18 protein-coding genes are annotated in these 23,630 nt (G+C 38.1%); 13 read left to right on the top strand and 5 right to left on the bottom strand.

Annotation, left to right across the window (positions count from 1 at the left end):
- Window positions 1–98: 98 nt before the first annotated feature.
- The 3 genes from pnp (at window position 99) to AC27G3_RS14080 (ending at window position 4,808) form a co-directional block, all read left to right on the top strand.
- Window positions 99–2,219 carry a polyribonucleotide nucleotidyltransferase gene (gene pnp / locus AC27G3_RS14090; RefSeq protein WP_487122590.1) on the top strand — a complete coding sequence of 707 codons (2,121 nt, stop codon included), beginning with the start codon at window positions 99–101 and terminating at the stop codon, window positions 2,217–2,219.
- 132 nt (window positions 2,220–2,351) lie between these two features.
- Entirely contained in the window at window positions 2,352–3,260 is a 909-nt protein-coding gene (gene nlpI / locus AC27G3_RS14085) for a lipoprotein NlpI (protein ID WP_487122588.1), read from the top strand.
- Window positions 3,261–3,293: 33 nt separating this feature from the next.
- On the top strand, window positions 3,294–4,808 hold the full coding sequence (locus AC27G3_RS14080) for a tetratricopeptide repeat protein (RefSeq protein ID WP_487122586.1): 1,515 nt from the start codon (window positions 3,294–3,296) through the stop codon (window positions 4,806–4,808).
- Between the two features lie 43 nt (window positions 4,809–4,851).
- Here AC27G3_RS14080 and AC27G3_RS14075 read toward each other — a convergent pair whose 3' ends face one another.
- Entirely contained in the window at window positions 4,852–5,046 is a 195-nt protein-coding gene (locus AC27G3_RS14075) for a hypothetical protein (RefSeq protein WP_487122584.1), read from the bottom strand.
- A gap of 162 nt (window positions 5,047–5,208) precedes the next feature.
- Here AC27G3_RS14075 and AC27G3_RS14070 point away from each other — a divergent pair, with 162 nt between their 5' ends.
- Window positions 5,209–6,927 (top strand): SufS family cysteine desulfurase, encoded by a 1,719-nt coding sequence (locus AC27G3_RS14070; protein ID WP_487122582.1) that lies wholly within the window; start codon window positions 5,209–5,211, stop codon window positions 6,925–6,927.
- A 13-nt stretch (window positions 6,928–6,940) separates the two neighbouring features.
- Here the strand turns inward: AC27G3_RS14070 and tcdA are convergent, their stop codons facing one another.
- Window positions 6,941–7,744 carry a tRNA cyclic N6-threonylcarbamoyladenosine(37) synthase TcdA gene (gene tcdA / locus AC27G3_RS14065; protein WP_487122580.1) on the bottom strand — a complete coding sequence of 268 codons (804 nt, stop codon included), beginning with the start codon at window positions 7,742–7,744 and terminating at the stop codon, window positions 6,941–6,943.
- Window positions 7,745–7,796: 52 nt separating this feature from the next.
- Complete coding sequence (locus tag AC27G3_RS14060) at window positions 7,797–8,084, bottom strand: hypothetical protein (RefSeq protein WP_487122578.1); 288 nt, start codon at window positions 8,082–8,084, stop codon at window positions 7,797–7,799.
- Window positions 8,085–8,197: 113 nt separating this feature from the next.
- Here AC27G3_RS14060 and AC27G3_RS14055 point away from each other — a divergent pair, with 113 nt between their 5' ends.
- Window positions 8,198–9,184, top strand: a complete 987-nt coding sequence (locus AC27G3_RS14055) for a GlxA family transcriptional regulator (RefSeq protein WP_487122577.1) — start codon at window positions 8,198–8,200, stop codon at window positions 9,182–9,184.
- A 267-nt stretch (window positions 9,185–9,451) separates the two neighbouring features.
- On the opposite strand, the gene AC27G3_RS14050 is transcribed toward AC27G3_RS14055, so the two are convergent.
- Window positions 9,452–10,738 (bottom strand): citrate synthase, encoded by a 1,287-nt coding sequence (locus AC27G3_RS14050; RefSeq protein WP_487122575.1) that lies wholly within the window; start codon window positions 10,736–10,738, stop codon window positions 9,452–9,454.
- A 466-nt stretch (window positions 10,739–11,204) separates the two neighbouring features.
- On the opposite strand from AC27G3_RS14050, the gene sdhC reads away from it, so the two are divergent.
- The 8 genes from sdhC to sucD all read left to right on the top strand — a co-directional run bounded on the left by sdhC (window position 11,205) and on the right by sucD (window position 21,216).
- Window positions 11,205–11,579 carry a succinate dehydrogenase, cytochrome b556 subunit gene (sdhC, locus tag AC27G3_RS14045; RefSeq protein ID WP_487122574.1) on the top strand — a complete coding sequence of 125 codons (375 nt, stop codon included), beginning with the start codon at window positions 11,205–11,207 and terminating at the stop codon, window positions 11,577–11,579.
- Window positions 11,573–11,920 (top strand): succinate dehydrogenase, hydrophobic membrane anchor protein, encoded by a 348-nt coding sequence (gene sdhD, locus AC27G3_RS14040; protein WP_487122573.1) that lies wholly within the window; start codon window positions 11,573–11,575, stop codon window positions 11,918–11,920. The genes sdhC and sdhD overlap by 7 nt, the downstream gene beginning before the upstream one ends.
- On the top strand, window positions 11,921–13,690 hold the full coding sequence (gene sdhA, locus AC27G3_RS14035) for a succinate dehydrogenase flavoprotein subunit (RefSeq protein WP_487122571.1): 1,770 nt from the start codon (window positions 11,921–11,923) through the stop codon (window positions 13,688–13,690).
- An 11-nt stretch (window positions 13,691–13,701) separates the two neighbouring features.
- Complete coding sequence (locus AC27G3_RS14030; protein ID WP_487122681.1) at window positions 13,702–14,412, top strand: succinate dehydrogenase iron-sulfur subunit; 711 nt, start codon at window positions 13,702–13,704, stop codon at window positions 14,410–14,412.
- Window positions 14,413–14,616: 204 nt separating this feature from the next.
- Window positions 14,617–17,421: a 2-oxoglutarate dehydrogenase E1 component gene (gene sucA, locus AC27G3_RS14025; protein WP_487122569.1), complete on the top strand. Its 2,805-nt coding sequence runs from the start codon at window positions 14,617–14,619 to the stop codon at window positions 17,419–17,421.
- Between the two features lie 64 nt (window positions 17,422–17,485).
- Window positions 17,486–18,967, top strand: a complete 1,482-nt coding sequence (gene odhB, locus AC27G3_RS14020; protein WP_487122567.1) for a 2-oxoglutarate dehydrogenase complex dihydrolipoyllysine-residue succinyltransferase — start codon at window positions 17,486–17,488, stop codon at window positions 18,965–18,967.
- A 210-nt stretch (window positions 18,968–19,177) separates the two neighbouring features.
- On the top strand, window positions 19,178–20,344 hold the full coding sequence (sucC, locus tag AC27G3_RS14015) for an ADP-forming succinate--CoA ligase subunit beta (protein WP_487122565.1): 1,167 nt from the start codon (window positions 19,178–19,180) through the stop codon (window positions 20,342–20,344).
- Complete coding sequence (gene sucD / locus AC27G3_RS14010) at window positions 20,344–21,216, top strand: succinate--CoA ligase subunit alpha (RefSeq protein ID WP_487122563.1); 873 nt, start codon at window positions 20,344–20,346, stop codon at window positions 21,214–21,216. The genes sucC and sucD overlap by 1 nt, the downstream gene beginning before the upstream one ends.
- Window positions 21,217–21,271: 55 nt before the next feature.
- Here the strand turns inward: sucD and AC27G3_RS14005 are convergent, their stop codons facing one another.
- Complete coding sequence (locus AC27G3_RS14005; RefSeq protein WP_487122561.1) at window positions 21,272–22,204, bottom strand: hypothetical protein; 933 nt, start codon at window positions 22,202–22,204, stop codon at window positions 21,272–21,274.
- Between the last annotated feature and the right edge of the window lie 1,426 nt (window positions 22,205–23,630).

Below are 23,630 nucleotides of genomic sequence, written 5' to 3'. Positions count from 1 at the left end.
GATTTATAAGGTTTTCATTTAGAAATCGAGAGTGAATAAATAATTGTACAGATTGATTAAAATTAATAAATAATACTTAAAAAGATAAAGGACACTTTATGTTCAATCCAGTTACTAAGAAATTTCAATTCGGTAAGCATACCGTAACGTTAGAAACGGGCACTATTGCTCGTCAAGCAACCTGTGCTGTTATGGCAAGCATGGACGACACGTCAGTATTAGTGTCAGTGGTTGGTAAAAAAGAAGCTAAGCCAGGGCAAGATTTCTTCCCATTAACAGTTAACTATCAAGAGCGTACTTACGCTGCTGGTAAAATTCCAGGTAGTTTCTTCAAACGTGAAGGTCGTCCTTCTGAAGAAGAAACATTAATCGCACGTTTAATTGACCGTCCAATTCGTCCGTTATTCCCTGAAGGGTTTACTAACGAAGTACAAGTAATTATTACTGTTGTTTCAGTTAACCCTGAGATTTCACCTGACATTATCTCGTTAATCGGTACGTCAGCAGCACTTGCAATTTCAGGTATGCCATTTAGTGGACCTGTTGGTGCAGCGCGTGTTGGTTATACTGATGGCCAATATATTCTTAACCCTCTGCAATCAGAGTTAGAAACGTCTCAACTAGATTTAGTTGTTTCAGGTACAGATTCAGCAGTATTAATGGTTGAGTCAGAAGCTGATGTATTATCTGAAGAAGTAATGCTTGGCGCGGTAATGTTTGGTCATGATCAAATGCAAGGCGCTATTACAGCAATTACTGAAATGGCGACTGAAGTCAACAATCCTAAATGGGATTGGGTTGCACCAGTTAAAAATGCTGAATTAATTGCAAAAATTGCAGAGCTTTCAGAAGGTCAAGTAAACGAAGCTTACCAAATTACAGAAAAAGCAGTTCGTTATGAAAAAATTGCTGAAATTCGTAATTCTGTTGTTGAATCTTTGCTTGCTGAAGACGAAGAGCTTAACGTTCAAGATGCTAAAGATTTATTCCATGACTTAGAAAAAACTGTTGTTCGTGGCCGTATTACTCAAGGTTCACCACGTATTGATGGTCGTGATCCTGAGATGATTCGTGCGCTAGACGTAATGACAGGCGTATTACCAAGAACTCACGGTAGTGCGGTATTTACGCGTGGCGAAACCCAATCACTTGTTACTGCTACTTTAGGTACTCAACGTGATGCACAACGTCTTGATACAATCATGGGCGAGAAAACTGATGCATTTATGCTTCATTACAACTTCCCTCCATACTGTGTAGGTGAAACTGGTTTTGTTGGTAGTCCTAAGCGTCGTGAAATCGGCCATGGCCGTTTAGCAAAACGTGGTATGTTAGCTGTTATGCCAACTATCGAAGAATTTCCTTATGCTGTACGTGTAGTATCGGAAATCACTGAATCAAATGGTTCTTCTTCAATGGCTTCTGTATGTGGTGCTTCTTTAGCATTAATGGATGCTGGTGTACCAATTAAAGCTTCAGTTGCTGGTATCGCGATGGGTCTAGTAAAAGAAGGCGAAAAATTCGTTGTTCTTTCTGACATTTTAGGTGATGAAGATCACTTAGGTGATATGGACTTTAAAGTAGCGGGTACTACAGGTGGTATTACTGCACTTCAAATGGACATTAAAATTGAAGGTATCACGCAAGAAATCATGCAAATTGCTTTAAACCAAGCAAAAGCAGCTCGTACTCATATTTTATCAGTAATGGATGAAGCAATAAGTGGGCACCGTGAAGAAATATCACAATTTGCACCGCGTATTCATACGATTAAAGTAAGCCAAGATAAAATTCGTGACATCATTGGTAAGGGCGGCGCAACAATTCGTCAACTTACTGAAGAAACAGGTACAACTATCGAAATTGATGACGATGGTACTGTTAAAATTGCCGCAACTAATGGCGAACAAGCTGAAGATGCCATTAACCGCATTAAATCTTTAACAGCTGAAATTGAAGTAGGTACGCTTTATACAGGTAAAGTTGTACGTATCGTTGATTTTGGTGCTTTCGTTAATGTATTGCCTGGTAAAGATGGTTTAGTACATATTTCACAAATTTCAGAAGAGCGTGTTAACAACGTTAGCGACGTACTTAAAGAAGGTCAAGAAGTGAAAGTTAAGGTACTAGAAGTTGATCGTCAAGGCCGTGTACGTTTAAGTATTAAAGAAGCAATGGAAAAGCCTGCTGAATCAGCTGCTCCTGAAGCTTCAGAGTAAATTTATTCTGATATAGAGTAATTCATAATAGGTAACAATTTGATAATCGTTATCTGAAATAAAAGGGAGCCAATAGGCTCCTTTTTTTATATACTGCCAAACCAATATCAATATTAAATCTAAGGTGTTTTGGTGAGTTCACTCTTTAAACTTGTTTCACCCATTATTACGCTAAGCGTTGTGTTATTCGCACAAGGGTGTTCTTCTATTAATAAAGCGTCTGGTGACTCAGCAGCAATGAGTCAGTTAGTCATTGCCGAGCCGTTACAAGTTAGCTACAAAAGTGAGATCGCTATTGCTCGTTTGTCTGAAGTAATTCTGCGCGCAGAAGTTACCGATGAACAAAGAGCACAACTGTATTATGATCGTGGCGTTATTTACGATAGCGTTGGTTTACGCTCTTTAGCGCGACTTGATTTTAATCGCGGACTTCGCTTAAAACCTGATTTAGTAAATGCGTATAACTTTATTGGTATTCATTACACGCAAATGCAAGAGTTTATGCAGGCTTATGATGCATTCGATTCTGCAATCGATTTAGCCCCTGATCATGAATACGCATATTTAAATAGAGGCATTGCGCTGTATTACGGCGGACGCCCCGAATTAGCGTTAGACGACTTTACTAATTTTCATCGCCAACAAAAAGATGATCCTTACCGAGTACTTTGGCTTTATTTAGCAGAATATAATGTTGATCGTGAAGCGGCGGATAATGCGTTAAAAGAGCGTGTTAACAATGTCCACGACAACACTTGGGCAAAGCAAGTCATTAAGCTGTATTTGGGCGATATCAGTCAAGGCGAGTTTATTCATCATCTAACCGATAATGTTAAGTCAAATAAAGAGCTTACCGATAGGTTATGTGAGGCATACTTTTATTTAGGTAAATATAACCAATTGCATGGTAAACCAAGCGTAGCCGCCAACTTTTTTAAGTTAGCGTTGAGTACGAATGTTTATGAATTTGTTGAGCACAGATATGCCAAGTTGGAGCTTGATTTAATGCGCGATGCAATTAAAGGCCGTGTAGAGCCATAGTTTACATTTATGGCAATTAAGTTATTTATATTAATGAGTCTATCGATTTTACTATCGTCAGGCTCATTTTTTTTACCGCAAAATTTAACTGATAAGATAGACAATAATACTATTTCAGATAATGAACTTGATTATGCGTTAAGTGTAAATCTTATCTCGGCTTATCATGAAAAACTTAAAAGAACGGAGCAGGGGAGTTTTATTTGGTTAAAGTATGCGCAAAAAATTGCCAAAAAAGATGGTGGGATGAGTGTTAGCCTTGCAAAATTTTATTTGAAAAGTAAAGAAACGCAAAAGGGACTTTATTGGTATCGCCATGCAATAAAATTAGGCTATCAACCTGCGGTTATGGAGTTGGCACAATACTATGTTGAAACAAATCGGTTAGCAAAAGCGCAAGAGTTACTGGTAAATCGCCCAAATATGTCGACAGATTTTATCTTATTAGCCTTAAAGGTTGCTATTGCCTTAGGTGATGAAAAGGCTATTGAACAATATATTAATAAACTTTCTAAACTGCGCTCTGGTCAAAAATTATTAGCAAAAATTGCTCATTACCAAATATTTCCTATTAATTTATCATTAAGCCAGTTCAATTATTTAGATACAACAGCATTAATAAATACTGAAATGTCTAGCACTCAGTCGTGTTCAAATAGTTTGCAATTTTTTGCTACCTCTTTGGCCGATTTAGAAAAAATATCCCACCTTAAACAACAGTATGAACAACTGCCTATCAGCCGTTATATTTGTTTAGAGTCTCCGCGCTACATATCGGTTAATAAACTTAATTGTTCACATAACAGTAAGTCGGCTATTCAATGTGATGAAAGTGTGTGGCGTTTATATGCTAAAGATATTAATAGCCGCTATCTTGCGGTTATGCATCCATTTGGTGGTGCTAATGTGCATCTTGGGATGCTTTATATTGATCGCAAAGATGATCTTAATATACTTGCTCATGAAATTAGCCATTTACTCGGATTTATTGACGAATACCCGCTACCGAAAAAGCATGCGACTTGTCAAAAAGAACAAGCATCTCTGTTATCTCATAATATAGCTGTTCTAAAAAAGGTATACCAAGGTGACAGGGCGGAAATTCGTTCGAAAATATTAGCTCAGATACCTTGGGGGAGTGATATAAAAGCATCGACACCTATTTTAACTAAGACTAACGATATTAATAATCAAAATAAAAAAGATGATGTAAGTGAATCATTGTGGTTGTTAGGAACACCTAATAACTTTGAGAAATACCTTGGCGTTTTTAGTGCGAGCACTTGTGATAATGGAGAAATAGCGGCTTTTAAACCTTTAAAACAACGTACACAGCTTTTATATTATGAAGTCGATTTTCCTAAAGAATATCTTAATTTTTTATCACAAAAACCTGACGCATTTTTAATGCCCAGTTTTCATTACAACCTTGCAATGGCTTTGATAAGAAAAGATCAGTTACTTGAAGGGAAATACTGGTTATTAAAGGCAGCAGAACTAGAGAATAATAATGCTAGAAAAGCAAAAGTGTTACGTGGTCAATTCTAGCATTATTGGTAAGTCTATTGATGAAACTTGGTTCTTAGTCCCTTCACTTTAATGCGATGGGTATTTTAGTTTGAACAATAGTATTTGAACTTTGTTTTTTTTCGTTGCTAGCTACGGGCCATGCAGAATTAAATCGACTTGATACGTTATGCTCTGAATACTCTATATGAGATAACTCATCTTCGTTCGATGTTCTACGAGTCGCTCTATTTTGATTGAACCATGAATAAAGAGCCATATTACCTCCATTTAATTTTATTCACTCACTAGTTATAGCGTATTTTGACTAAAAACTCTTGTTATTACGTAGAGAAAAATAAGAATTTATTAATTAATTTATACCGTGAGAATAAGGTATAATTAAGACAATTTTATTATGCTTTTATGTCAGTTACTTAACATGAATTTATTTGAACCGTTAGTTTTTCGTCAATACTTCCCACTATTAAGTATTACCTTGGATGAAGCCGGAGAGAAAAAACTTCCTTTAGTGTATTTTGACAATGGCGCTACTACCCAAAAACCGCAAACGGTTATTGATAGTTATAATCAATTTTATAGCCAAAATAATGCAAATGTTCATCGCTCCTCACATTACCTTAGCGCTAAAGCGACTGCTGATTTTGAGCAAGCTAGGCAATTGGCTCAACAGTTAATTAATGCTAACAAGTTACATGAAATTATTTGGACGAAAGGAACAACTGAAAGTATAAACCTTGTTGCACAGAGCTATGGAAGGACGACGTTACAAGCAGGGGATGAAATTGTACTCAGTCAAAGTGAACATCACGCTAACATTGTACCTTGGCAATTGGTTGCTCAGCAAACAGGGGCTATTATTAAAGTATTACCCTTGGATGATACTGGGCGCATAGAGGTTTCGCAATTATCCCAAGTAATAAATGAACGTACTAAGATAGTCAGTTTTGCTCATATCTCTAATGTATTGGGTCGCATTAATCCCGTTAACGAAATCATTGCACAAGCAAAATTAGTTGGCGCAATTACCCTAATTGATGGTGCTCAAGCCATTGCGCATTTACCTGTAGATGTTCAATCCCTGGGTTGCGATTTTTATGTCTACTCTGCACATAAAATGTATGGTCCTACTGGCGTGGGAGTTTTATATGGCAAAGAGGATTTACTCGATAAAATGCCACCTTATCAAGCCGGTGGAGAGATGATCAGTCAAGTAAGTTTTGAGTCAGGTACGCGCTTTAATCAATTACCGTTTAAATTTGAAGCTGGGACTCCTAATATTGCTGGTGTGATTGCCTTCGCTAAAGCGGTTGAATTTCTTAATGTTAATTTTAATAACCTGTTAATTAAGCATGAAGCTATGTTAATTGACTATTTAATGACTCAGTTATCTGAAGTGAGTGAAGTTAAATTTATTGTTAAAGGCAAACCAGATATCCCAGTAGTTTCATTTATTTTAGTAAACCATCATAACCATGATGTTGCTACAGCATTAGATAGCGTGGGTATTGCTGTTCGAACGGGTCACCATTGTGCAATGCCATTAATGGAATATTTATCCATAACAGGTTGTTTGCGAGTATCACTTGCACCTTATAATACCATTAAAGAAATTGATTACTTTATTGAACAATTAAAGAGCATTTTAGCGAAAGACTCTGTTAAGTTAACGGCAGATAATTCTGAAAAGTCAGGCAATCCTCAGCTTGTTCAAACTTCGAATAATGTATATTTAGTTGATGAAACACAGTCGATTATAGACTTATTTAGCCAAGTAAAAGGTTGGGACTCTCGACACCGACAAATAATGCTATTAAGTAAAAATCTTAATGCTATGCCAGAAAATCAAAGAAATGAGCAAACATTGATAAAGGGATGTGAGAGCTTAGCTTGGCTAAGTTGTTCTAAAAATGAGCAAGGACGTTATTCATTTCAAGCATACAGTGATGCGAAGGTGATAAGAGGTTTGTTAGTTATTATATTAGCTGCATATGAAAACAAGCAAAGTCAGCAAATTCAACAATTTGATTTAGATAGTTACTTTAATAAGTTGGGTTTAATGCAGCATTTAAGTCCTTCACGCGGGAATGGTGTAAAAGCCATCGTTGAAAAAATTAAAACGATGGCTTTTAAGGCTTAATGAGTAAATATGCTTAAGCTTTTAATTTTTTTGTCAAAAGTTTTTCAATAGCTCGGCCAACCGCGAAAAAAGCAAAACTTGCCGTTACATGAGTAGCCGCACCAAAACCACCGCTGCAATCTAAACGCATAGCACCTTCTTGTGACTGCTTGGCATAGCAAACGCCCCCTTCAAGATCAGGATAAATAAGCTGCTCTGTTGAAAATACTGCCTCAATGGAGAATTTTCGTTTACTTTGCTTTTTTTCCGTATCTCTGGGAAAGTTATGTTCACGTCGCAATTGGTTTTTAACTTTCGCTAATAGTGGATCTTGATAGGTTTTACTTAAATCCGTAATTTGAATCTTGCTAGGGTCAATCTGACCACCGGCGCCACCTATAGTAATAATTGGTTGCTTGTTTCGTTTACAATGAGCAATAATTTTCGTTTTTATATTCACAGAGTCGATTGCATCAATTACGTAATCGAAGTTAGACGACATTAACTCAACTAAATTGTCTTCCGTAACAAAATCATCAACTTTATGAATGACGCATTCAGGATTAATATCTTGAATGCGCTGTGCCATGACGTCGACTTTATCTTTGCCGATAGTCGATGTTAACGCATGAATTTGACGATTTATATTGGTAGTACAAATATCATCGAGATCAATTAAGGTGATATTGCCTATACCATTTCGGGCTAAAGCTTCAGCGACCCACGAACCTACACCGCCTATACCGACTACACAAAAATGTGCATTTTTTAAAACTTGCGCACCTTTAACACCGTAAAGACGCGCAATTCCACCAAACCTTAAAGAGTAATCTGACATGAGTAACAACTAACTAATCTAATAAATTAGTCGTATTATACCTAGATTATCCTTAGCTATGTAAACAGTTATGCAAACAATGAAAGCCTTTTTTAATGACGCACTTGCTATTATTGATCGGTTTTTGCTTATGCTTCTTCGCTAAACTTGACGTTAATTTGATGAGTTGGTGTTCAATCATTAATGATGTTGAAAAACTAATAACTAGAACAAGAGGTAGTAAAACAAACATCACCGTTAAGTCGACCTCGATCATCAGTGGAATAACAGCGATCGATATTAACAAAACAAGTATGCTGATTTTATGGATGAGTTTAGAAATAATTAAAATGTTTTTCATGATTGCGCTCCTTTTTATTGTAGTCATAATAACGCTTGCTAGGTAATAAATAAGGTGGCATATTTGACACAATTAATGGTAAAAGTGACATTTTATTGTGAGGAGTTAAATGTATGAAAGTAGCTGTTTTAGCGACTAGTGATTGCATGGTTTCTAGTATTTATGGTGTGTTAGATGTTTTCTATGCCGCAAACTACTGCCAAGAACAAAGGTATGGCACAAATGAAAAGAATTCTATTGATTGCCAAATTGTGACAATAGACCGTAAGCCCGTTACCGGTTATAACGGTATCCAAGTTGCTCCAACCCAAGCAATTGATTTTCAACAATGTCCTGATGTCATTATCGTCTCTGCCTCCGTGACTATGGTTATAGATTGTTGTGGCGATAGTATAAAAGTAAACCAATTATCTGATATCGAAAAATGGTTAAGAGATTGTTATAAAGCGGGAACTTTGATTACGAGTTTTTGTACAGGAAGTTTTCTTTTAGCGTCTGCAGGTTTATTAAACGGGAAAACAGCAACGACGCATTGGCGTAGCGCTGAGCTGTTTAGGCGATTATTTCCTTTTGTTAAGTTAGATTGTGACCAGTTAATTATTGATAATAAAGATATTATTTGTTCGGGAGGCTCAATGTCTTATATTGATCTTTCGCTATATCTAATCGATAAAATTGCAGGTAAAGATATAGCTTCAGATTGCGCTAAATTATTGGTTTTTGATCCCGTTAGACAAAAACAGTCTCCTTACATCACTTTTACCACTCAAAAAAACCATGATGATCAAGCGATATTAAAAGCTCAAGACTGGTTAGAGAGACACTATAAGAATGATATTTCTTTAGAAGCATTGGCTGAGAAAGTAGGCTTAGGATCTCGCACTTTTAAAAGAAGATTTAAGCAAGCAACAGACGAAAATCCGATTAATTATTTACAAAGAGTGCGTATTGAACAAGCAAAAAATCAGCTAGAAAAAACCACTGAACCGATAAACAATATAATTTGGTCGGTGGGATATGAAGATATTGGTAGTTTTAGACAGTTATTTAAGCGCTTTACTGGTCTGACCCCTAAAAATTATAGAGAAAAATTCACATAATAAAGTTATTTTTTTGTAAATATTTAATTAATATATGGTGATTAATATTTAGTTTGTGAATAGTTGTTATATTTATAATAAATAAAAAGCATGTGTTTTTTGGGATTATTTTAATTTTATTGCTAGCTTAATAATAAAAATACAGGGCAAAAGTGAATAAAAATCCATCCTAATATAATGTATAAAGTATATTTTAATGGGGTAGGGATAAAAAAAGACAGCTTTTTGCTGTCTTTTTTAACTATGAATTAAGCTAAATATAAAAAATTATTTATCTTTTAATGGCGTAAATTCACGGTTAATTTCACCGGTGTACTTTTGACGAGGACGACCAATTTTTTGTCCCGGTTGGCTTAACATTTCATCCCAGTGTGAAATCCAGCCGACAGTACGTGACATTGCAAAAATTACTGTAAACATACTGGTTGGGATACCAATAGCTTTTAAGATGATACCTGAGTAGAAATCTACGTTAGGGTAAAGTTTCTTTTCAATAAAGTATGGGTCTTCTAATGCAACTTTTTCTAAAGCCATTGCTACGTCTAATAAAGGATCAGTAACGCCTAGCTCTTTTAAAACTTCATGACAGGTTTCACGCATTACAGTAGCGCGTGGGTCAAAGTTTTTATAAACACGGTGCCCAAAGCCCATAAGACGGAAAGAATCATTCTTATCTTTTGCTCTAGCAACGAATTCATCAACACGATCAAGCGAGCCAATCTCTTCTAGCATAGTTAAACATGCTTCATTAGCACCACCATGAGCAGGTCCCCATAAAGAAGCTACACCCGCTGCTATACATGCGTATGGGTTAGCGCCAGAAGAACCAGCAAGACGTACAGTTGACGTTGATGCGTTTTGCTCGTGATCCGCGTGAAGGGTAAAAATTCTATCCATAGCGTTAGCAATAGTAGGGCTAACATTATACTCTTCAGCAGGTACAGAGAACATCATATGAAGGAAGTTTTCTGCATAGCTTAATTTGTTGCTTGGGTAAACGAATGGTTGTCCAATGCTGTATTTATAAGCCATCGCAGCAATAGTAGGCATCTTAGCAATTAAGCGATGAGCACTACGCATACGCTGTTCTGCATCATCAATATCTAAATCACTGTGATAGAAAGATGACAATGCGCCAACAACGGCACAAACCATAGCCATCGGGTGAGCATCAGGTAAGAAACCATGGAAGAAGCTAGCGATTTTTTCATTAACCATCGTGTGATTAGTGATAATTTTTTTAAAGTCTTCGTACTGAGCTTTTGTTGGCGCACTACCGTTAAGTAGTAGATAACAAACCTCTAAATAATCTGCTTTTTTAGCAAGATCATCAATGGCATAGCCTCTATGTTGTAGTACACCTTTTCCACCATCAATGTAAGTAATTGATGACTCACATGATGCCGTAGCCATAAAGCCTGGGTCGTAGGTAAAGTAGCCATGGCTACCTAATGTTCTGATATCAATTACATCGAAACCAGCGGTGCCTTTTAGAATAGGTAAGTCTGTAATTACTTTACCGTCGATACTTAGCGTGGCCTTAGATTCAGCCATATGTTTTATCCCCTATCAATTTGTTAGCCGATTAATAATGAAAACATAATCAGTTTTTATGAATAAAAATCTGCGGGTATTCTACTTCAAATTAGAGTAAAAAAGCTAATCCAAATATTTGTCTATTAGATTTAGATCAACAATATTTTGCTTAGTGGTTAAAAAAGCAGCGCAAGTTATTAGTGTGGAACGAAAATTGTATTTTCATCATATCAATTATATAATCTAGCAGTTCATAACCGTTTTGCGTAATCCAATGTGTTTTCTTTTGTAATGCATTTGATTTTGTTATCAACCGTGTCTTTATTATTGAATCTCGTGATAAAGCGGCTATTTAGAAAACGGGTTATGTACGTTTGGGGATTATTTACCATGAACGTTAAGAAATAATAGCGTCACGAGTGAATAATTTATAAGTAACAATAATAAAAGTTGAAGGCTCTTAGAGCTCTGTTAGGCAACAATTGTGAAAAAACAACGTCCTGTAAACCTAGATCTATCTACAATTAAAATGCACCCTGCTGCAACAGCTTCTATTTTACACCGAGTGTCGGGTGTTATAATGGTTTTTGCAATCGGAATTCTATTGTGGACCCTTTCGTTATCTCTCTCTTCTGCTGAAGAATTTAACCAAATCAAAGCACTTCTTGATGGTTTATTCTTTAAATTTATTATCTTTGGCTGTCTTTCAGCATTGACCTACCATGTATTAGCAGGTGTCCGTCACTTGTTTATGGATTTAGGTCACTTTGAAGAGTTAGCTTCTGGTAATGCGAGTGCTAAATTAGTTATAGCACTTTGGCTGGTAATTTCTGCTGTAGTAGGAGTTTGGTTATGGTAGGCAATGTAGCAACAGTAGGCCGTAATGGCGTACACGATTTTATTCTAGTAAGAGCTAGTGCAATTATATTGGTATTATATACTTTATTTTTAGCCAGCTTTTTTATCACCACATCAAATGTAACGTTTGATATTTGGCAAGCTTTCTTCGCACAAATGTCTGTTAAAATTTTTACACTATTAGCTTTATTGTCATTAGTTGTCCATGCTTGGATAGGTGTTTGGCAAGTATTGTCTGATTATATTAAACCTACTTTTTTACGTGGGTCGTTACAATTTTTATTCTCTGTTACCTTGTTAGCATATCTTGCTGCAGGTTTTATTACTGTGTGGGGTGTGTAAGTGAACAACGTTCCAGTTCGTGAATTTGACGCCATTGTAATTGGCGCTGGTGGTGCGGGAATGCGCGCTGCCTTATCTATTTCTGAGTCAGGCAAATCTTGTGCCTTGATTTCTAAAGTTTTCCCTACTCGTTCTCATACAGTATCTGCGCAAGGTGGTATCACCGTTGCGCTAGGTAATGCTCATGAAGATCATTGGGAACAGCACATGTACGATACGGTTAAAGGCAGCGATTATATCGGTGACCAAGATGCTATTGAATATATGTGTAAAACTGGCCCAGAATCTATTATTGAATTAGAAAAAATGGGATTACCGTTTTCTCGCTTTGAAAACGGTAAAGTGTACCAACGCCCATTTGGTGGACAATCTAAAAACTTTGGTGGTGAACAAGCCGCTCGTACTGCAGCTGCAGCTGACCGTACAGGCCATGCACTACTTCATTGTTTGTATCAACAAAACGTTAAGAATAAAACCAACGTTTATAGTGAGTGGTATGCTTTAGATTTAGTTAAAAATAGCGATGGTGCTGTTGTTGGTACTACGGCTATTTGTATTGAAACCGGTGAAGTTGTTTATTTCAAAGCACGTGCGACTGTACTTGCTACGGGTGGTGCAGGTCGTATTTTCGCCTCAACAACTAATGCGCACATCAATACCGGTGACGGTGTTGGTATGTCACTTCGTGCTGGCATTCAAATGCAAGACATGGAAATGTGGCAGTTCCACCCTACGGGGATCGCAGGTGCTGGTGTACTTGTAACTGAAGGTTGTCGTGGTGAAGGTGGTTATTTACTTAACAAAGACGGCGAACGTTTCATGGAACGTTATGCGCCTAATGCTAAAGATTTAGCGGGTCGTGATGTTGTTGCTCGTTCAATGATGACAGAGATTCGTGAAGGTCGTGGTTGTGATGGTCCTTGGGGTCCTCATATTAAGCTTAAGCTTGATCACTTAGGTCGTGAAACGTTAGAAAAACGTTTACCGGGTGTTTGTGATTTATCTAAGACATTCGCGCACGTTGATCCAGCTGAAGAACCTATCCCTGTTATCCCTACTTGTCATTACCAAATGGGTGGTGTGCCTTGTAACGTTAATGGCCAAGCAATTAACGTAGCAGCTGATGGAACAGAAAGTATCGTTGAAGGTTTATTTGCCGTAGGCGAGATCGCTTGTGTATCAGTACATGGTGCAAACCGCTTAGGCGGTAACTCATTACTTGATTTAGTTGTATTTGGTCGTGCAGCAGGTAAATTCTTAGGTGAATACTTAGCCGATACTGAATTTGGTAAAGAAGCATCAGAGTCTGATTTAGAAGCTTCTTTAGCACGAACTAATCGTTGGGAATCGTCAACGACTGGTGAAGATCCTGTTCAAATTCGTAAAGATTTACAGCAATGTATGCAATTAAACTTCTCGGTATTCCGCGAAGGTGAAGCTATGGCTCAAGGTATGAAAGAGTTAACTGAAATTCGTGAGCGCCTTCAAAATGCTAAATTGGATGACAAGTCTTCAGAATTTAATACTCAGCGTATTGAATGTTTAGAGCTTGATAATCTAATGGAAACAGCTTTTTGTTCAGCTAAAGCAGCTAACTTCCGTACTGAATCTCGTGGTGCACATGCCCGTCAAGATTTTACAGAGCGAGATGACGAGAATTGGTTATGCCATTCTATATATACGCCTGAAACAGAAGAAATGGCTAAACGCTCAGTTAATATGAGTCCTATTCACCGTGACGCTTTCCCTCCGAAAGCTCGTGTTTACTAAGGAGCACTATGATGAAACAAATATTTTCGATTTATCGTTATAATCCAGATGTTGATAATGCCCCTTACATGAAAAACTATGAACTAGAGATTCCTGAAGGTTCAGACATGATGGTATTAGATGCTTTGATCTTATTAAAAGAACAAGACTCTACTTTATCGTTCCGTCGTTCATGTCGTGAAGGAGTTTGTGGCTCTGATGGTTTAAACATGAATGGTAAAAATGGTTTAGCATGTATTACGCCATTGTCTGATTTAAAAGCAAAAACCATTGTATTACGCCCGTTACCAGGTTTGCCTGTAGTGCGTGATTTAATTATTGATATGACTCAGTTTTATAATCAATATGAAAAAATCAAGCCGTACTTGATTAATGATGGTAAAGACCAGCCTGCACGTGAACATTTACAATCAGTTGAAGACCGTGAAAAATTAGACGGTTTATACGAGTGTATTCTATGTGCATGTTGTTCAACATCTTGTCCGTCTTTCTGGTGGAACCCTGATAAATTTATTGGTCCAGCAGGCTTATTACATGCGTATCGCTTTTTAATTGATACTCGTGATACTGCAACAGAAGAGCGTTTAGATGGTTTACAAGATGCTTACAGCGTATTCCGCTGTCATGGCATCATGAATTGTGTTGATGTTTGTCCTAAAGGACTAAACCCAACCAAAGCTATTGGTCATATTAAATCGATGTTGTTATCACGATCTGTATAACCAAAAGTGGTAAATTAAATTGATAGTAAGGTTGATTAGAGCAATTAACATTGCTTAAAATGGTCTTGCTATCAATTTTAGCTACAAAACTAAATGTAGCATGTATATCTATTTTTTAGAGGGTAACTGTTTAGCAAAGTATCCTTATACTTAGCTTTAAAGTTACATTTATTTTTTTGCTATACCCAGCAAAGGAACAAGGCGATGCCAGAAGGTGTAATGAAGGCTTGGCTAGAGTCTTCCCATTTAAACGGTGCAAACATCGTTTATATTGAAGAATTGTACGAATCATATCTTGATAATGCGCAATCTGTGTCTACAGAGTGGCGTGAATTATTTCAACAACTGCCTAAAATTGAAGGTGCTTCAGTTGAATATCATCACAGTGCTATACGTGATGAATTTAGAGCACTTGCAAAGCAGCCTTACAGACATGTTGTCACCTCAGGTGGCAGTGATGCTAAGCAAGTCAAAGTATTACAATTAATTAATGCTTTTCGATTTAGAGGCCATCAAAACGCAGATTTAGATCCCCTTGGCATTTGGCAACGTGAAAAAATTCGCGATTTGCAATTATCCCACCATGATCTTTCTGAAAACGATTTTGATAAAGAATATAACGTAGGTTCATTTGCCGTAGGGCAAGATTCAATGAATCTAGGTAGTATTTATAAAGCACTAAAAGCGACTTATTGTGGCTCAATTGGTGCTGAATATATGCACATTACAGATACTGATGAAAAGCGTTGGCTTCAACAGCGATTAGAGTCAGTACAGTCTCAAGCTAAACTATCTAGCGATGAAAAGATTGAACTTCTTAATGGATTGATTGCTGCTGATGGATTAGAAAAATACCTAGGTGCAAAATTCCCTGGCGCTAAACGCTTTTCTTTAGAAGGCGGAGATGCATTAGTTCCTATGCTAAAAGAGTTAATCACTCGTGCGGGTACTCAGGGCAGTAAAGAAGTTGTTATCGGCATGGCTCATCGTGGCCGTTTAAATGTACTTGTTAATGTGATGGGGAAAAATCCATCAAAATTATTTGATGAGTTCGCTGGTAAACATGATGAAATTTTAAGTTCTGGTGATGTTAAATACCATCAAGGGTATTCATCTGACTTTGTTACACCAGGCGGCAATGTTCATCTAGCGTTAGCTTTTAACCCATCTCATTTAGAGATTGTTAACCCTGTGGTTATCGGTTCTGTACGTGCCCGTTTAGACCGCCGTGGTGATGACTTAGGTGATCTAGTTTTACCTATTACCATTCATGGTGACTCTGCTATTGCAGGTCAAGGGGTGGTACAAGAAACCTTTAATATGTCTCAAGTAGATGCCTTTAAAGTTGGCGGTACCATTCGAGTTGTGGTTAATAATCAAGTAGGTTTTACTACATCTAGACAAGAAGACACTCGCAGTGGTGAGTATTGTACTGATATTGCTAAAATGGTTCAGGCACCTATTTTACATGTTAATGGTGATGATCCTGAAGCAGTGATTCTAGTTACACAAATCGCGCTTGATTACCGAAATAAATTTAAACGTGATGTAGTTATCGATCTTGTTTGTTATCGACGTCATGGTCATAACGAAGCGGATGAGCCAAACGCAACACAACCTTTGATGTACCAAAAGGTTAAAAAGCATTCTACACCTCGCCAGCTATATGCAGAGCAATTAATTGACGAAGGTTCATTAACTCAAGCGAAGAATGATGAACTGACAGCTTATTATCGTAAACTTCTTGATGAAGGCCAATGTACAGTAAAACAATGGCGTCCAATGACGGAGCATTCCGTTGACTGGTCTCCATATTTAGGCCATAACTGGGATGATGATTACGATAAAGAAATTTCGGTTGAAAAACTGAAAGAGCTTGCGAACAAAGTTTCTGTTTATCCAGAAAATAGTCCTATTCAAAGTCGCGTTAAAAAGATTTACGATGATCGCGTAAAAATGGCTACGGGTGAAAAATTACTTGATTGGGGTATGGCTGAAAACTTAGCTTACGCTTCTATTGTTGACCGAGGCGAACGTGTACGTATTACCGGACAAGATTCTGGTCGTGGTACTTTTTTCCATCGTCATGCGGTTATTCATAATCAAACTGACGCGAGTACGTTCTTGCCATTACAACATATTCGTGAAGGCCAAGGTCCATTTAATGTGCATGACTCAGTATTGTCTGAAGTTTCTGTACTCGCTTTTGAATATGGTTACACAACGGCAGAGCCGTCAGGTTTGACTATTTGGGAAGCACAATTTGGTGATTTTGCTAACTGTGCACAAGTAGTTTTTGACCAATTTATTAGTTCTGGTGAGCAAAAGTGGGGCCGTCTTTGTGGTTTAACTATGTTGCTACCTCACGGTTATGAAGGTCAAGGCCCTGAACATTCATCTGCTCGATTAGAGCGATTTTTACAGCTTTGTGCTGATCACAACATGCAAGTGTGTGTACCAACAACGCCTGCGCAAGTATTTAATATGCTACGCAGACAAGTTGTACGTCCAATGCGTCGTCCTCTTGTTGTTATGTCGCCTAAATCATTATTACGTCATCCTTTAGCGGTTTCTTCATTAGAAGAATTATCAACGGGTGAATTTAAAAGTGTGATTGGTGAAATTGACGAGTTAGATGCAAAAGCGGTTGATCGTGTTGTATTTTGTAGTGGTAAAGTTTACTACGAATTACTTGAGCAACGTCGCAAGAATGAGCAAAATAATATCGCTATCATTCGCATCGAGCAGTTATATCCATTCCCAGAGAAAGAACTTCAAGAGGCGTTGGTAGACTTCCAACATGTGAAGCAATTTGTTTGGTGTCAGGAAGAACCGCAAAATCAAGGTGCTTGGTATTGCTCTCAGCATCATTTTAGAGCGGCAATCCCTGAAGGTACTAATTTGACATATGCAGGCCGCAAAGCTTCTGCAGCACCTGCTGTAGGTTATATGTCAGTTCATGTTAAAGAACAACAAGCGTTAGTTAATGAAGCGCTAAGTGTTGATTAACTACGTTTAAGCTAGGCTAACTAATTAAGCCTAGCGTTTAAGATTGTGAGTAAGGAATAAATAAATGACAACCGAAATTAAGGTTCCAGTTTTACCAGAGTCAGTTGCAGACGCAACCGTTGCTACTTGGCATGTAAAAGTTGGCGATAAAGTTAGCCGTGATCAAAACTTAGTCGATATAGAAACAGATAAAGTGGTTTTAGAAGTGGTAGCAACATCTGACGGTGTTATCACTGAAATTAGCCAAGAAGAAGGTGCTACCGTACTAGGTGAGCAAGTTATTGCAACACTAGACGATAAAGCAAGTGCAGGTGCTAGCGAAACTAAGAAAGAAAGCGCTCCTCAAGAGGCATCATCTTCTGAAACTAAAGTAATTGATATTGTTGTACCTGTTTTACCTGAGTCTGTTGCCGATGCTACTGTTGCCTCATGGCATGTAGCTGAAGGTGACACAGTCTCTGTTGATCAAAACTTAGTTGATATTGAAACAGATAAAGTCGTGCTAGAAGTTGTTGCACAAGACAATGGTGTAATTGGTAAGATTATCCACGGTGAAGGTGATACAGTATTAGGCGATCAAAAAATTGGTGAGCTTAATGCTGGCGGTACTTCAGCGGCACCTGCTGCGTCTCAAGAAGACGCAATTAGCGGTGATGAACTTGCTAGCCCTTCAGTGCGTCGCTTAATGACAGAAAAAGGTTTATCAGCTGCTGATGTTAAAGGCTCTGGTAAAGGTGGACGCATTTCAAAAGAAGATGTTGAAGCTGCACTAGCAAATAAAAACTCTTCACCTGCTCCTGCAACAAAAACTCCTGCACCTGTAGCTCCGGCTGAAGCATTAGGCGAGCGCAGTCAAAAACGTGTTCCTATGACGCGTTTACGTAAAACTATCGCAACACGTTTATTAGAAGCGAAAAACTCTACTGCCATGTTAACGACGTTTAACGAAGTAAACATGAAGCCGATAATGGATATGCGTAAACAGTATAAAGACATTTTCGAGAAAACACATGACACGCGTTTAGGCTTTATGTCTTTCTACGTTAAGGCCGTTACTGAAGCTTTAAAACGTTTTCCTGCTGTAAATGCTTCAATTGATGGTGATGATCTTGTTTACCATAACTTCTTTGATATCTCGATTGCTGTTTCTACTCCACGTGGTTTAGTTACACCTGTATTAAGAGATACTGATCAATTAAGCATGGCTGGTGTAGAAAATGGCATTCGTGATTTAGCGATTAAAGGCCGCGATGGTAAACTTTCAATTGCTGATATGACAGGCGGAAACTTTACCATTACCAATGGTGGTGTTTTTGGTTCTTTATTATCAACACCAATTCTTAATCTTCCGCAAGCGGCAATTTTGGGTATGCATAAAATCCAAGATCGTCCAATGGCAGTAAATGGTAAGGTTGAAATCTTACCTATGATGTATTTAGCATTATCTTATGATCATCGCTTAATTGACGGCAAAGAGTCTGTTGGTTTCTTAGTAACGATTAAAGAGTTGTTAGAAGATCCAGCACGTTTATTACTTGATGTTTAAAAGAACATTAAGTTAATTGCATAAATATTGCTGATCTAAAATATAAGTATAACGACTTACACTATAGTATTAGCTCTTTTGACTACCGTCACTAGAGCTTTTGTACTATAATTTGTCGACTTTTCATTGGCCCTTGTTAATTTTGTTGTTTATTGCATAAATAATCAAAAATACGATGGCTTTCATTTACAGATAAATGGATAAAACACCATGAATTTGCATGAGTATCAAGCGAAACAATTATTCGCTGAATATGGTTTACCAGTTTCTGAAGGTTTCGCTTGCGATACCGCTCAAGAAGCTGCCGAAGCTGCTGACAAAATTGGCGGCGATATGTGGGTTGTTAAAACTCAAGTACACGCAGGCGGACGTGGTAAAGCTGGCGGTGTTAAGCTAGTTAAGTCTAAGCAAGAAATCAAAGATTTCGCTCAAAACTGGTTAGGTAAGAACTTAGTTACTTATCAAACAGACGAAAATGGTCAGCCAGTTGCTAAAATTTTAGTTGAAAGCTGCACAGACATTGCTAACGAGTTATATCTTGGCGCTGTTGTAGACAGAGCTTCTCAACGTATTGTTTTCATGGCATCTACCGAAGGCGGTGTTGACATTGAGAAAATTGCTGAAGAAACTCCTGAATTAATTCATCAAGCAGAGATTGACCCACTTGTTGGTGCTCAACCTTACCAAGCTCGTGAATTAGGCTTTAAATTAGACTTAAACCCGACTCAAATGAAGCAATTTGTTAAGATCTTTTTAGGTCTTGCAAAAATGTTTGAAGATTTCGATTTCGCCCTATTAGAAATCAACCCGTTAGTTATTACTGACGAAGGTAACCTTCATTGTTTAGATGGCAAAATTGGTATCGATGGTAATGCATTATACCGTCAACCTAAAATGCGTGATTTCCACGATCCATCTCAAGAAGATGAGCGTGAAGCGCATGCGGCAAGATACGAATTAAACTACGTAGCTTTAGACGGTAACGTTGGTTGTATGGTTAACGGTGCAGGCCTAGCAATGGGTACTATGGATATTGTTAACTTGCACGGTGGCAAGCCAGCTAACTTCCTAGATGTTGGCGGCGGAGCGACAAAAGAACGTGTTTCTGAAGCATTTAAAATCATTCTTAGCGACGACAACGTTAAAGCTGTTTTAGTTAACATCTTTGGTGGCATCGTTCGTTGTGACATGATTGCAGAAGGTATTATTGGCGCGGTTAAAGAAGTAGGCGTTCAAGTTCCTGTTGTAGTACGTTTAGAGGGTACTAATGCTGAATTAGGTCGTGAAGTTCTTAAAAATTCTGGCTTAGACATCATTGCTGCTGAGTCATTAAGTGATGCAGCAACTAAAGTTGTAGCAGCTGCGGAGGGCAAATAATGTCTGTATTAATTAATAAAGATACTAAAGTTATCTGTCAAGGTTTCACTGGTGGTCAAGGTACATTCCACTCAGAGCAAGCTCTTGAATACGGTACACAAATGGTTGGTGGCGTAAGCCCAGGTAAAGGCGGTCAAACGCACCTTGGTTTACCAGTATTCAACACAGTACGTGATGCAGTAGAAGCAACTGGCGCAACAGCAACAGTTATCTACGTTCCTGCTCCTTTCTGTAAAGATGCTATTTTAGAAGCAATCGATGCTGGTATCGAACTAATCGTTACTATCACTGAAGGTATTCCAACTTTAGACATGGTTGACGTTAAAGCTAAGCTTAACGAATCTGGCGTTCGTATGATCGGTCCTAACTGTCCAGGTGTTATTACTCCTGGTGAAACTAAGATTGGTATCATGCCTGGTCACATTCATTTACCTGGTAAAGTAGGTATTGTTTCACGTTCTGGTACGCTTACGTACGAAGCCGTTAAACAAACAACTGATGCAGGTTTTGGCCAATCTACTTGTGTAGGTATTGGTGGTGACCCTATCCCTGGTACTAACTTCATCGACGTTTTAGAAATGTTCCAAAACGATCCTCAAACTGAAGCAATCGTAATGATTGGTGAAATTGGTGGTACTGCTGAAGAAGAAGCTGCGGAATACATCAAAGCTAACGTTACTAAACCTGTAGTATCTTACATTGCTGGTGTTACTGCACCAGAAGGTAAGCGTATGGGTCATGCTGGCGCAATTATCGCTGGTGGTAAAGGTACGGCTGATGAGAAATTTGCAGCATTAGAAGCGGCTGGTGTTAAAACAGTTCGTTCTTTAGCTGAAATTGGCGCTGCACTTAAAGAGAAAACGGGTTGGTAGGCTAACGCTTACAGCTAATTTTTCTTAATAAAAACCCGCTTTAGCGGGTTTTTTTTTATATAAATAAATCAGATTGTTTATCGTACATAGATTTTGCGTGTCTATGAGTTTTACCTTGAGGTGTTTCATGGGGAGATTCACCGTCTAATACTTCTATTACAGTTGTTACAGAGTATCCTTTTATTTTTATTTCACCCACTTCATCAATTTCACGGTTAATTCTCAAGAGGCAATTTATACTTGTACCCGCATGAAAGTTTAGCCCGTCGATAAATATAGATTCTTTAAATTTTTGATCATACATATTAAAGCTTATGATTTGATCTTTATATATTCCTTTCCATTTATAATTACCATCTTTTAATACTGGAGATATAAGCTCAATTTGAGCATTATCATCTTCTTCTGCTCTTAACTTGTTTGTGTTTAAAATAAATTCTTTGAATGTTCTTCTATCTATTTTTTGTTCTCGAGTGATCGGCAAGTTTTTACCATTAATAGTGTTAATACTAATGCTTTCTATTTTTGGATCGTTATTTAAATAAGTATAGAAATTTGATTTACGCTTTGTAATCTTCAGGTTTTTAGCTATTTTTTTGACAGCAATTTGAGCTATTTCTTCCGCATCTGTCGATGATTTCATTTCTTTCAGTTTAATCTTTAGTTCTTGGATTTGTAATAGCTCTAACTCTTTAGCTCTAGAATCGCCCTCAGGATCAAATGTAAAGTAGAACGTAGTAAGCAGACCAACGGCCATTAACACTACTTGAAGTTGTGGCGAATTATCACCCATCGCTTTCCATATATCTCTAAATCCACCTTCTAGTGGTATTTCTGATATAAGCTTTGCATCTACATCAAGTAATAGTGTAACTTCACTTATTATTGCTAATATCTCAGCTTCGCATTTGTTCCTTGTTATGGCATCGATATTATGACTTTCATCATTAAAGTAATAATGAAGCTCAAGCTTATTTACTTCTTCCATTAGTAAGTTCACACATTTTAAATATTCATTTATAAGATATTGTCATAATTCAGCTTTTTTGTTAATACTGAGAATATAGACAGTTGTAGCTTATTGGGTTGAACACAAGGAAATTAGAGGTTGATGACTATACAATGTGAATGTTATTGGCTTGGTAATTGTTTGGCTTTTTAGCGTCGGGGTGCCGACTACACCCAAAGGGAGGCTGCCGCCGACCTCCCTCTGGACTCTCTCGGCGCTGCTGCACTAAACGCGTTTCCTCCATGCTGTCCAATATTCTCGACGTAACAGCGCTGAACGTGCATCCATGCACTACAGCGCTTTCACTGGCATCCATGCCAGTGATACGTGAATATTGATCAGCATTCCGGCGTTTAATGAAGCAGGCTTGGTGTTTGGTTCATCTGTTGTGTATAAAAGTTAAAAAGTGGTTTGAATTTCATTATTAAACACATCGAGAACGACAAACGCTATATCCCTTCTCAGTAACGTAAACTTAATTTAGATAAGTGGTAAGTCTATCGGAGCCATGGATGGCGCAGACTGCTGTGTGAAGGGACGATTTTCAGCAGGGATAGACTTATCGCCTAAATTGAGTTGGAGTGTTTACTGTGCAGGGGGCACTGGGGATTGGAAAGGGGAGCGGAGCGGTCGTTCCCCTTTCTGTGCCGTCGCCACCGCGACGCCAAGCAGGTTGGAAACTCCAAACAAGATTGTAGTTTATACTTTAAATATATCTATGGTTTGGAGTTTATTTTATTGTCTTGCGTCGGAGTGCCGACTGCACCCAAAGGGAGGCTGCTGCCGACCTCCCTCTGGACTCTCGGCAATTGCTCCTGCATTGCTCTACCTCCCGCATCCATACAGTCGCCTCGGCGCTGCTGCATTAAACGTACTTCCTACATACTATTCAATATTCTCGACGTAACAGCGCTGAACGTGCATCCATGCACTACACCGCTTTCACTGGCATCCATGCTAGTGATACGTGAATATTGATCAGTATTCCGGCGTTTATTGAAGCAGACTTGGTGTCTGGTTCATCTGTTGTGTATAAAAGTTAAAAAGTGTTTTGAATGTTATTTTTAAACACATAGAGATCAACAAACGCTATATCCTTCTCAGCAATGGAAACTGAATTTAGATAAAGTGTGATGTTTATCGAAGCGTGACTGCATGGATGCAGGAAGTAGAGTAACGCAGGAGCAGTTACCGAGATGAGGTAGACTGTCGTTTGAAGGGACAATTTTCGGCAGGAATAAACATTCTGCCTAAATTCAGTTGAGTGTTTTGCTGTGCAGGGCGCTCTGGTGATTGGAAAGGGGAGCGGTCGTTCCCCTTTCTGTGCCGTCGCCACCTCGACGCCAAGCAGGTTGAAAGACTCGATAACTTTTCAAATTCATCAATAATGATCAAAAGCTCGGTT

Source organism: Colwellia sp. SU-HH01217, assembly GCF_057543495.1.
This window is presented reverse-complemented; position numbering and strand designations above follow the sequence as displayed.

Coding starts and splice junctions, on each gene's coding strand:
- pnp (WP_487122590.1), top strand. CDS start 99: ATGTTCAATCCAGTTACTAAGAAATTTCAATTCGGTAAGCATACCGTA.
- AC27G3_RS14080 (WP_487122586.1), top strand. CDS start 3,294: ATGAGTCTATCGATTTTACTATCGTCAGGCTCATTTTTTTTACCGCAA.
- AC27G3_RS14075 (WP_487122584.1), bottom strand. CDS start 5,046: ATGGCTCTTTATTCATGGTTCAATCAAAATAGAGCGACTCGTAGAACA.
- AC27G3_RS14070 (WP_487122582.1), top strand. CDS start 5,209: ATGAATTTATTTGAACCGTTAGTTTTTCGTCAATACTTCCCACTATTA.
- tcdA (WP_487122580.1), bottom strand. CDS start 7,744: ATGTCAGATTACTCTTTAAGGTTTGGTGGAATTGCGCGTCTTTACGGT.
- AC27G3_RS14060 (WP_487122578.1), bottom strand. CDS start 8,084: ATGAAAAACATTTTAATTATTTCTAAACTCATCCATAAAATCAGCATA.
- AC27G3_RS14055 (WP_487122577.1), top strand. CDS start 8,198: ATGAAAGTAGCTGTTTTAGCGACTAGTGATTGCATGGTTTCTAGTATT.
- AC27G3_RS14050 (WP_487122575.1), bottom strand. CDS start 10,738: ATGGCTGAATCTAAGGCCACGCTAAGTATCGACGGTAAAGTAATTACA.
- sdhD (WP_487122573.1), top strand. CDS start 11,573: ATGGTAGGCAATGTAGCAACAGTAGGCCGTAATGGCGTACACGATTTT.
- AC27G3_RS14030 (WP_487122681.1), top strand. CDS start 13,702: ATGAAACAAATATTTTCGATTTATCGTTATAATCCAGATGTTGATAAT.
- sucA (WP_487122569.1), top strand. CDS start 14,617: ATGCCAGAAGGTGTAATGAAGGCTTGGCTAGAGTCTTCCCATTTAAAC.
- odhB (WP_487122567.1), top strand. CDS start 17,486: ATGACAACCGAAATTAAGGTTCCAGTTTTACCAGAGTCAGTTGCAGAC.
- sucC (WP_487122565.1), top strand. CDS start 19,178: ATGAATTTGCATGAGTATCAAGCGAAACAATTATTCGCTGAATATGGT.
- sucD (WP_487122563.1), top strand. CDS start 20,344: ATGTCTGTATTAATTAATAAAGATACTAAAGTTATCTGTCAAGGTTTC.
- AC27G3_RS14005 (WP_487122561.1), bottom strand. CDS start 22,204: ATGGAAGAAGTAAATAAGCTTGAGCTTCATTATTACTTTAATGATGAA.